Below are 10,246 nucleotides of genomic sequence, written 5' to 3' on the forward strand. Positions count from 1 at the left end.
CGATCTGGTAGCCGTCGGGATCGGCGACGAAGAAGAACCGCGCGATGATCTCTCCGGCCGGGGCGAAATCGACCAGCTTGCGCGGGTCCAGCCCGGCCGCGGTCAGGCGCGCATGTTCGGCCGCGGCATCGGGCACCGACACCGCCAGATGGCCATAGCCGTCGCCCGGGTCATAGGGCTGGCTGCGGTCCTTGTTCACGGTCAGCTCCAGCTCGAATTCCGATTCCGGATTGGCAAGATAGAGCAGGGTGAAGCCGGGGAAATCCAGCCGCTCGGCCAGTTCGAGGCCAAGCGCCTCGCGGTAGAAGGCCAGCGAGCGCGCCTCGTCGAGGACGCGGATCATGCTGTGGATGGCCTTGGCCATGGGGCTTCTCCTGTCGGGGCGGATGGCGCGACCATGGCCGAGGGCGCGGCCGCGGGCAAGGCCGTCAGATGTTCATCTGGGCCCCGATCTCGACCACGCGCCCGGCGGGGATGCGGAAATAGTCCGAGGCGCCGGCCGCGTTCCTGGACAGCGCGATGAACAGCTTGGCCTGCCAGTTCGGCATGCGGCTGCGCGTCGAGATGCGCAGCCGGCGCCGCGACAGCATGAAGGAGGTCGCCATGATGTCGAATTTCCAGCCCTGGCGGCGGCATTGCAGCAGCGCCTGCGGCACGTCCGGTTCCTCGGCATAGCCATAGACCAGCGCCACGCGGCGAAAGCGCTCGTTGATGTCCTCGATGCGCACCCGGCTGGCCTGGGCCACGCGCGGCACCTCGGCGGTCGAGATGGTCAGGATCACGTTCTGCTCGTGCAGCGACTTGAAATGCTTGAGGCAGTGCAGCATCGCGCTGGGCGCGAGATCGGGCGTCGAGGTCAGATAGACCGCGGTGCCGGGGATGGTGGCGATCGAGCTCGAACGCTCGATCTGCGACAGCAGCGCCCCCAGCGGCAGTTCCGCCTCGCGGTCCTTGGCGGCGACGATATTGGTGCCGCGGATCCAGCTGGCCATGGCGATCAGCATGGCGGCGGCGATGCTGAGCGAGACATAGCCGCCCTCGGTGACCTTGAGCAGGTTCGCGCCCAGGAAGGTCAGATCCAGCGCCAGAAACGGCGCCATGATCGCCACCGACAGCCATAGCGGCAGTCGCCAGTGCTTGTGCGCGACGATCATCGCCAGCAGCGCCGTGATCACCATGGTGCCGGTGACGCTGATGCCATAGGCCGCGGCCAGCCCCGAGGACGAGCCGAAGATCACCACCAGCGCCAGCACCGCCACCATGAGCAGCCGGTTCACCCCCGGCATGAAGATCTGGCCCAGATGCTCGTCCGAGGTGTGGCGGATCTTCATGCGCGGCAGCATGCGCAGCTGCACCGCCTGGCGGGTCAGCGAATAGGCGCCGGTGATCACCGCCTGGCTGGCGATGATCGTGGCCATGGTGGCCAGCAGCACCACCGGCAGCAGCGCCCAGGCCGGGAACATCAGGAAGAACGGGTTCTCCAGCGCCCCGGGATCGGACAGCACCAGCGCGCCCTGGCCGAAATAGGTCAGCAGCAGGGCCGGAAAGGCCACGAACAGCCAGGCGACCTGGATGGGCTTGCGGCCGAAATGGCCCATGTCGGCGTAAAGCGCCTCGGCCCCGGTCACCGCCAGGAACACCGCGCCCAGCACGATCAGCCCCAGCGTGCCGTTGCCGATGGCAAAGCGCACCGCATGCACCGGGTTCACCGCCGCCAGCACCTCGGGGGCGCGCAGCAGCCAGCTGGTGCCGCCCATGGCCATGACCAGCAGCCAGGCCAGCATGATCGGGCCAAAGAAGCGCGCCACCGCCTCGGTGCCGCGGTTCTGCACCAGAAACAGCACGATGATGATGGCGACGGCGATCGGCTCGATGAAGGGATCGACGGCCGGCGTTACCAGCTTCAGCCCCTCGAGCGCCGACAGCACCGAGATCGCCGGGGTGATCGCGGCATCGCCGTAAAACAGCGCCGCCCCGATCATGCCCAGGGTCAGGATCACCCGGTTGGGCCGGCCCAGCGCGCGCTGCGCCAGCGCCAGCAGCGACAGCGTGCCGCCCTCGCCCTCGTTGTCGGCGCGCATCAGGATCAGCACGTATTTCACCGTCACGATCAGGAACAGCGTCCAGATGATCAGCGACAGCACGCCCAGCACATCCGCGGGGTTTACCCCGCCATGCCGGGCGCCGGTGGCATGCATCGCCTCGCGGAAGGCGTAAAGCGGCGAGGTGCCGATGTCGCCATAGACCACGCCGATCGCCGCCAGCGACAGCGACAGCAGCCCGGCGCGCCGGGTCTCGGTTTCGTGCGGATGCGCGTCCACGCTGGCCATGCGTTCACTTTCCCGTGTTCACTTTCCTGGCGCCGGAATCGTCCCCGGCAGATGCACAAGATTGCCGCAAGGCAGCATAAGGAATCGACCCGGAAGCCGGGTGCCGGCATAAGGAATCCGTAAAGACCATGGACAAGCGGCCCCGGCTCGCGCCAGATCCGCACATGGAAAAACCCGAGCCGCCCCGCCTGCCGCCCGACGACCGCCGCTGGATGACCGCGCCGCGGCCGGCCGGCATCATGGGCGCGGCGCTGCTGCTGGCCGCGGTGACGGCGGCGGCGGCGCGGCTGCACGATCTGCTGCCCGAGAATGTCTCGATCCTGCTGTTTCTGACCGCGGTGCTGATCAGCGCCGCCGCCTTCGGCTTCTGGGTGGGCATCGCCAGCGCGCTGGGCGCCATCGCCGCCTTCAACTTCCTGTTCGTCGAGCCGCATCTGACGCTGCATATCGCGCAGCCGCGCGACCTGATCACGCTGGCGGTGTTCCTGCTGGCCGCCGGGCTGACGGGAATGCTGGCCGGTCGCCTGCGCGAACAGGTCGATGCCGCCAAGGGCCGGGCCGATGCGCTGGAGGTGGTCTCGCGCGTCAGCGGCGAGCTGGCGGGCGCGGCCACGGCGGCGGATGTGGCGCAGGTGGCGGTGCGCCATCTGGCGGCGCTGGCGCAGGGGCCGGCGCTGGTGCTGGCGCAGCAGGACGGGCATCTGCGGCTGGTGGCGGCCGAGCCCGAGGGCCATGCCCCCGACGCCCGTGACCTTGACGCGGCCGACAATGCCTTTCGCCGCGGGCGGGCGGAGTTCGCCTCGGCGCGGGGCTGGGCCGGCTCGCGGCTCAGCTTCTATCCGCTGCAGGTGCAGGGCGGGCGCGGCCCGGTGCTGGGCCATGCCCGGCTGGCGCCCGAGCGCCACGACCGCGAATGGCGCGAGAAAAGCATCGAGGTGGTGCTGCGCCAGACCGAAACCGCGCTGCAGCGCCTGGCGCTGGCCGAGGAGGCCGAGGCCGAGCGCCGCCGCGCAGCCGGCGAAGAGACGCGCGCGGCGCTGCTGGCATCCTTGTCCCATGACCTGCGCACGCCGCTGGCCACGATCCTTGGTGCGGTGACGACGCTGCGCGAACTGGGCGCGACGCTGCCGCCGGCCTCGCAGACCGACCTGCTGGCGGCGATCGAGGAGGAATCCGAACGCCTGGCGCGCTATGTGGACAAGCTTTTGCAACTGACGCGGCTGCAGGCCGGGATCGCGGCGCAGATGGCCTGGGTCGATGCCGGCGACGCGGCGCAGGCGGCGGTGGACCGCGCGCGCCGCGCCTGGCCGCGGGCGCAGATCGCCGCCGAACTGGCGCCGCTGCCGATGATCCGCGCCGAGGCCGGGCTGCTGGAACAGGCGCTGTTCAACCTGGTCGAGAATGCGGTGAAATACGCCGCGGGCGCGATCCGCGTCAGCGGCGCGGTCGAGGGGGCGGAGCTGGTGCTGGCGGTCTCGGACAGCGGCCCGGGGCTGGCGCCGGCGGTCGCGGACTGGCTGGGCTCGGACGAGGCCGCGGGTCCGCCGCCCGGTGCAGGCCTGGGCCTGCCGATCTGCAAGGGCATCGCCCGGGCGCTGGGCGGGCGGATGACGGCGCGACAGGGCGCCTCGGGCGGGGCGGTGCTGGCGCTCGTGCTGCCCGTCCCCGAGGCGCAGGGCTGAGGCCCGCCATGCGCGCCCGGCCGCTGATCCTGATCGTCGATGACGAGCCGCAGATCCAGCGCTTTCTCAGCCATGCGCTGGTTGCGGCGGGCTATGACATCTGCCAGGCCGGCAATGGCGCCGAGGCGCTGGCCCAGGCCGCGGCGCTTGACCCTGACCTGATGATCCTCGACCTCGGCCTGCCCGACGTGAACGGCAAGGAGGTGATCGAGCGGCTGCGCCTGCGCTCGGACCTGCCGGTGGTGGTGCTGTCCGCCCATGACCAGGAAATGGAAAAGATCATGGCGCTGGACCTGGGGGCCGACGATTTCGTGGCCAAGCCCTTTGGCATCGGCGAATTGCTGGCGCGGCTGCGCGTCGGCTTGCGCTCGCGTCCAGGGGCGCGCGCCGGCACCATCCGCCAGGCCGGGCTGGAAATCGACCTGGCCGGGCATCAGGTCGTCCGCGACGGCGAGGCGCTGCGCCTGACGCCCAAGGAATTCGACCTGCTGGCGGCGCTGGCCGCCAATGCCGGCCGGGTGATGACGCATCACAAGCTGCTGCAGACGGTCTGGGGCCCGGCGCATGTCGATGACGTGCCCTATCTGCGGGTATTCATCGGCCAGCTGCGCCAGAAGCTGGAACGCGACCCGGCGCGACCGGAACTGATCCTGACCGAACCCGGCGTCGGCTATCGCTGGGCGCAAGCCGAAGGGGCACCGACATGAGCCAAAGCATCCTGCGCGCCGCCGACCACCGGCGCATGCCCTGGAAGAATGGCCGCGGCGAGACGCTGGAGGTCGCCGTCCACCCGCAGGGCGCGGGCCTGGCTGATTTCGGCTGGCGCATCAGCATGGCGGGCGTGGTCGAGGACGGTGCCTTCTCGGATTTCCCGGGCATCGACCGCAGCCTTGCGCTGCTGGGCGGTACGGCGCTGGACCTGCATCTGGACGGTGGCACGCACCGCCTGACCCCCGAGGGCCCGCCGCTGGCCTTTGCCGCCGATGTGCCCTGCCATGCCAGCCTGCCGGCGGGGCCGGTCAGCGATCTGAACGTGATGACCCGGCGCGGCAGCTTCACGCATCGGCTGGCGCGTCTGGACCGGCCCGCCACCGGCGCCCCGGACTGGCGGCTGCTGCTGGCCACCCGGCCGGCGACGCTGGACCTGGCGGGCGGCTCGGTGGCGCTGGGGCCGCTGGACGCGCTGCTTTGCGACGGCAGCGATGCCGCGCAGCCGCTGGGCCCGCTGCCCGGCGTCTGGCTGATCGAGATCGCGCGCGCCTGAGCCGCGCGATCCCCTTTCGCTACTTGCCGGCCTCGCGCGCCAGGACCCTCTGCACCGCCGGGTCGGCAGCCAGGCGGTCGTGCAGCGCCTGCACGTTCTTCCAGCCCGAGATGCCCTCGGGCAGCACCGCAGCGGCCCAGCGGATCATCGGAAACACCTGGGCATCGGCGACCGAGCGCTTGCCGACCATCCACTCGCGCCCCTCGAGATGCTTGTCGAGCAGGGCGAATTTCTTGCGCGCCAGCTGCTTGCCGGCCTCCTGCGCCTCGGCCAGCGCCTCCTTGTCGCTGCGCGGCGTATAGCGCTGCGGCAGGAAGACCGGATAGAAGCAGGAATGGATGTCGCCGGTGGCGAAGCTCATCCAGCGGTCCAGCTCGGCCTGGCCGCGCAGGTCGCCATCGCCGCCCAGCCCGGCCTCGGGATGCTTGTGGGCAAGGTATTTCAGGATCGCGCTGGCCTGGGTCAGGATCCAGCCGTCGTCCTCGATCAGCGCCGGCACGGCGCCGGCGGGATTGGCGGCCAGCAGTTCCGGCGCGCCGAACTCGACATTCTGCGCCTCATAGGGGGCGCCGATCCATTCCAGCACGATATGCGGCCCCAGCGAACAGGCGCCGGTGTGATAGATCAGTCTGGGCATGGGTTCCTCCGTCTGCCATGCCGTCAGTGATAGCATGGCAGCGGGGCCTGGCCAGCGATTCGGCCGCTCAGGCGCGGTGCGCGCCCGCGGCCAGTTCCGCGACAAAGCCCAGGATCTCGGGCACCGGCCGGCCCTCGCCCACCAGTTTCACGATGGCCGAGCCGACGACGCAGCCATCGGCGACGCCGGCCACCGCCTCGGCGGCCTCGGGGGTCGAGATGCCGAATCCGACCACCACCGGCAGGCCGGCGCTGGCGCGGATGCGCGCCACCTCGGGGGCGACCTCGGCCGCGTTCGCCGCCGGGCCGCCGGTGATGCCGGTGACGGAAACGTAATAGAGAAAGCCCGAAGTGTTCCTGACCACCGCCGGCAGGCGGCGGTCGTCGGTGGTCGGCGTCGCCAGCCGGATGAAGCTCAGCCCCGCGTCCCGCGCCGGCAGGCACAGTTCCGCATCCTCCTCGGGGGGCAGGTCGACGACGATCAGCCCGTCCACGCCGGCCCCGGCCGCCTCGGCCAGAAAGCGCGCGACACCGCCTTCGCGCGCATAGATCGGGTTGTAATAGCCCATCAGCACGATCGGCGTCTGCGCATCATCCCGGCGAAAGGCGCGCACCATCTCGAGCACGCGGCTGACGCTGCCGCCCGCGGCCAGGGCGCGCTGGCCCGCCGCCTGGATCGTCGGGCCGTCCGCCATCGGATCGGTAAAGGGCATGCCCAGTTCGATGATGTCCACGCCCGCCGCCGGCAGGCCGCGCATGATCTGCAGCGAACGCTCGAAATCGGGATCGCAGCCCATCATGTAGGCGACGAAGGCCTTGCCCCCCGTGCCGGCAAGCCGCGCGAAAGTGTCGTCGATTCTGCTCATGCGCCCCGGTCCCCCTTCATGACCGCCAAGGGTTAGCCCGGGTGACGGGCAAAGATCAACGGCCCGCCACTGGACTTGCGCGCCGCCCGCCCATAAAAGGCCCGAGTTTCCGGAAAAAGGGGGTGCATCATGGGCTTTCGCATGGGGATCGTCGGCCTGCCGAACGTGGGCAAGTCGACGCTGTTCAACGCGCTGACAAAGACCGCCGCGGCGCAGGCGGCGAATTTCCCCTTCTGCACCATCGAACCCAACGTGGGCGAGGTCGCCGTGCCCGACCCGCGGCTGGACCGGCTGGCCGGGATCGCGGGCAGCAGGCAGATCATCCCCACCCGCATCACCTTCGTCGACATCGCCGGCCTCGTGCGCGGCGCCTCGAAGGGCGAGGGGCTTGGCAACCAGTTCCTCGCCAATATCCGCGAGGTGGACGCCATCGCCCATGTGCTGCGCTGTTTCGAGGATGGCGATGTCACCCATGTCGAGGGCCGCATCGATCCGCTGGCCGATGCCGAGACCATCGAGACCGAGCTGATGATCGCCGATCTGGAATCGGTCGAGCGTCGCCTCGCCAATATCCAGCGCAAGCTGAAGGGCGGCGACAAGGATGCCCTGGCGCAGGAGCGGCTGCTGAAGGCCGCGCAGGCCGCGCTGGACTTGGGCAAACCCGCGCGCAGCGTCGCCGTGGCCGAGGATGACCGCAGGGCCTGGGACATGCTGCAGCTGCTGACCGCGAAGCCCGTGCTCTTCGTCTGCAATGTCGAGGAGGAGAAGGCCGCCACCGGCAATGCGCAATCGGCGCGCGTGGCCGAAATGGCGGCGGCGCAGGGCGCCGGCCATGTGGTGATCTCGGCCCGGATCGAGGAGGAGATCAGCCAGCTTCCCGCCGAGGAGGCCGGCATGTTCCTCGAGGAGATGGGCCTGCACGAGGCGGGGCTGGACCGGCTGATCCGCGCCGGCTATGCCCTTCTGGGCCTCGAGACCTATTTCACCGTCGGCCCCAAGGAGGCCCGCGCCTGGACCATCCACAAGGGCACGCTGGCGCCGCAGGCCGCCGGTGTCATCCACGGCGATTTCGAACGCGGCTTCATCCGCGCCGAGACCATCGCCTATGACGATTACATCGCCCACAAGGGCGAGGCCGGCGCGCGCGAGGCCGGCAAGTTCCGCGTCGAGGGCAAGTCCTATGCCGTGCAGGACGGCGACGTGCTGCATTTCCTGTTCAACGCCTGACCTTGGCGAAGCCCCTGGTGACGCTGCGTCACAACGGGATCCGGACCGTCTGGCGTCACGCAATGCCGGTCGGGTCTGGACGTGCCGGATCCATGCTGTAGCTTGGCCGCGCATCCGCATGTCCGGATGCGCTCGAATCTGTCTGAAGAAGTCAAACAAGGAGGCCAGACATGGCGGACTTCACGATCGATGCGAACCGACCGGGGAGCTTTGACGAATCTGTCGGCAACAACGGCACCGATGATCGGGTCACGGTGAATATCGGGCCCGATTTCCTCGGCAGCATCAATGTCAATTCCTCCCCGAGAGACGGGGAAATCGACTATGCCGAGGTCAATCTGCCGGATGGCTGGCGCCTCGTGCCGACGTTCAGCCCGGAACTGGGCAACGAGGATCCGGCGCATCGTGTCTGGCACTACCTGGTGATGAACGACAGGAATCTTCCGGTCGGCACCGTCAGGATCGGCAGCAACAACGACCCGACCCAGGGCATTCCCTGTTTCCTGCGCGGCACGCTGATCGAGACGCCGAAAGGCCCGGTCGCCATCGAACACCTTGTTCCAGGCGATCTGGTGTTGACGCGCGATCGCGGGGCGCAGCCGCTGCGCTGGATCGGCAGCCGCGGGCTGTCGGGGCGCGAACTGGCCGCCGCGCCGCAGCTGCGGCCGATCCGCATCCGCGCCGGCGCGCTGGCCGCGGGCGTTCCCGCCGCGGATCTGCTGGTCTCGCCGCAGCATCGGGTGCTGGTGCGTTCCTCGGTGGCGCGCACCATGTTCGGCGCCGACGAGGTGCTGGTGGCGGCCAAGCAGCTGCTGATGCTTGACGGCATCGACATCGCCAGCGATCTGGATGAGGCCGAATATTTCCACATGCTGTTCGACCGCCACGAGGTGGTGATCTCGAACGGGGCCGAGACCGAATCGCTTTATACCGGGCCCGAGGCGCTGAAATCGCTGGGCCGCGCCGCCGCCGAGGAGATCATGGCCCTGTTCCCGGAACTGCGGGGCGGCGCCCTGCCGGAACCGGCGCGTCCGCTGCCCAGCGGCCGCAAGGGCCGCAAGCTGGCCATGCGCCATCTGCAGAACCGGCGCGAACTGGTGGCCTGAGGCCGCCGCCACCGGGTGCGGCCCTGCCGCGCCCGGTCGCCGGACCTGGTTCAGGGCCAGTCGAGGTCCAGCCAGACCAGCCGATGCGCCGAGGCCGCCCTGGCCGCATCGGCCAGCGGCCCGTTCGCAGGCCAGAACACGCCCGAATCCAGCACCTTCAACCCCTTGCGCGGCAGCAGGTAATCGACGCGCAGATTGCCGGGCGCGCGCTCGTCCGGCCAGTCGCCGGTATCCAGCGCCGGGTCGCCCCTGTGGCCGGCATTCACCCCGGAGCTGCCGGCCGCCGCGCCGCCTTCGCTGCGCGGGTGCGGGTCGTCGACATGCGCCATGATCCGGGCCAGCGCCCCGGGCCGGCCCTCGCTGTCCAGGGGATCGAGGTTGAGATTGCCGGCCAGCACGAAATCGCCCTCGGGCAGATGCGACAGCCAGAAGGCCAGTTCGTCATGGTTGCGCCGGCCGTTCAGGTCCGCGGGCCCGTCAAAGACCGGCGGCGTGGCCGACATCGCCAGCAGATGCAGGGCCCGGCCGGCGATGGCGATCGGCACGTCCCAATGCCCGGTCGAGGACAGGCGCCGCGCCTGCGCCACCGGCGCGGGCAGGGGCGGCATCAGATTTCCCGGCAGATCGCGCCACAGAAAGCCCGAGTAATCCGTTGCTGCCCCGATCGGATGGCGCGACAGCAGCGCCATGCCGCCCTCGCCGGGAAAGCTGCCGAAACCCTGGGCGTCGTCGGCCGTGGCCAGGCGGCCGTCGCCATCGAGGTCCAGGTCCGTCGCCATGCCGGCATTCGGGCGCGGCGCGAAGCGGTGCGGATAGTCGAGCCCCGCCGCCGCCAGCCGCGCCGCCAGCGCCGCCAGCGCCCGGCCGTCATCGTCCCAGTCAAGATCCGTCAAGAGCAGGATGTCGGGGCGGATCTGGGCGATCACCTGCAGCACTGCCTCGATCTGCGCATCCTCGCGGCCAAGGTCGCGCAACAGCAGCCCCGGCCCGTCGCGCGACAGGCCGGGGCTGAAGGTGGCGATGCGCAGCGGCGCGGCGCCGGCGGCGGTGCCCAGAGCCGCCAGCAGGGCCGCGCCGGCCAGGGCGCGGGCGCGCAAGCTCAGACCCAGGGCTGGCTCTGGGCGATGCGGGTCTC

General features: G+C 70.3%; 10 protein-coding genes. 5 read left to right on the forward strand and 5 right to left on the reverse strand.

Annotated elements, in window-relative coordinates:
* Both WMK75_RS17010 and WMK75_RS17015 read right to left on the reverse strand, forming a co-directional pair.
* Positions 1-364 (reverse strand): VOC family protein (locus WMK75_RS17010; protein ID WP_347268782.1); only part of this gene is annotated, 364 nt, incomplete at its 3' end.
* A 64-nt stretch (positions 365-428) separates the two neighbouring features.
* On the reverse strand, positions 429-2,330 hold the full coding sequence (locus tag WMK75_RS17015) for a potassium transporter Kup (protein WP_347268783.1): 1,902 nt from the start codon (positions 2,328-2,330) through the stop codon (positions 429-431).
* A 128-nt stretch (positions 2,331-2,458) separates the two neighbouring features.
* Here WMK75_RS17015 and WMK75_RS17020 point away from each other — a divergent pair, with 128 nt between their 5' ends.
* Genes WMK75_RS17020 through WMK75_RS17030 form a run of 3 tightly spaced genes read left to right on the forward strand, consistent with a single transcriptional unit; the run spans position 2,459 to position 5,276 of the window.
* Positions 2,459-4,012, forward strand: coding sequence for a DUF4118 domain-containing protein (locus WMK75_RS17020; RefSeq protein WP_347268784.1), 1,554 nt, complete (start codon positions 2,459-2,461; stop codon positions 4,010-4,012).
* An 8-nt stretch (positions 4,013-4,020) separates the two neighbouring features.
* Positions 4,021-4,719: a response regulator gene (locus WMK75_RS17025; protein WP_347268785.1), complete on the forward strand. Its 699-nt coding sequence runs from the start codon at positions 4,021-4,023 to the stop codon at positions 4,717-4,719.
* Positions 4,716-5,276 carry a HutD family protein gene (locus WMK75_RS17030; RefSeq protein ID WP_347268786.1) on the forward strand — a complete coding sequence of 187 codons (561 nt, stop codon included), beginning with the start codon at positions 4,716-4,718 and terminating at the stop codon, positions 5,274-5,276. The genes WMK75_RS17025 and WMK75_RS17030 overlap by 4 nt, the downstream gene beginning before the upstream one ends.
* A 19-nt stretch (positions 5,277-5,295) precedes the next feature.
* Here the strand turns inward: WMK75_RS17030 and WMK75_RS17035 are convergent, their stop codons facing one another.
* Complete coding sequence (locus tag WMK75_RS17035) at positions 5,296-5,913, reverse strand: glutathione S-transferase N-terminal domain-containing protein (protein ID WP_347268787.1); 618 nt, start codon at positions 5,911-5,913, stop codon at positions 5,296-5,298.
* A 67-nt stretch (positions 5,914-5,980) separates the two neighbouring features.
* Entirely contained in the window at positions 5,981-6,778 is a 798-nt protein-coding gene (trpA, locus tag WMK75_RS17040; RefSeq protein WP_347268788.1) for a tryptophan synthase subunit alpha, read from the reverse strand.
* A 129-nt stretch (positions 6,779-6,907) separates the two neighbouring features.
* On the opposite strand from trpA, the gene ychF reads away from it, so the two are divergent.
* Entirely contained in the window at positions 6,908-8,005 is a 1,098-nt protein-coding gene (gene ychF / locus WMK75_RS17045) for a redox-regulated ATPase YchF (protein ID WP_347268789.1), read from the forward strand.
* A 170-nt stretch (positions 8,006-8,175) separates the two neighbouring features.
* Complete coding sequence (locus WMK75_RS17050) at positions 8,176-9,111, forward strand: Hint domain-containing protein (RefSeq protein WP_347268790.1); 936 nt, start codon at positions 8,176-8,178, stop codon at positions 9,109-9,111.
* A gap of 50 nt (positions 9,112-9,161) precedes the next feature.
* Here WMK75_RS17050 and WMK75_RS17055 read toward each other — a convergent pair whose 3' ends face one another.
* Complete coding sequence (locus WMK75_RS17055; RefSeq protein ID WP_347268791.1) at positions 9,162-10,208, reverse strand: endonuclease/exonuclease/phosphatase family protein; 1,047 nt, start codon at positions 10,206-10,208, stop codon at positions 9,162-9,164.
* Positions 10,209-10,246: the final 38 nt, after the last annotated feature.

This window comes from Paracoccus sp. (in: a-proteobacteria) (assembly GCF_039808215.1).
Taxonomy (GTDB): domain Bacteria; phylum Pseudomonadota; class Alphaproteobacteria; order Rhodobacterales; family Rhodobacteraceae; genus Paracoccus.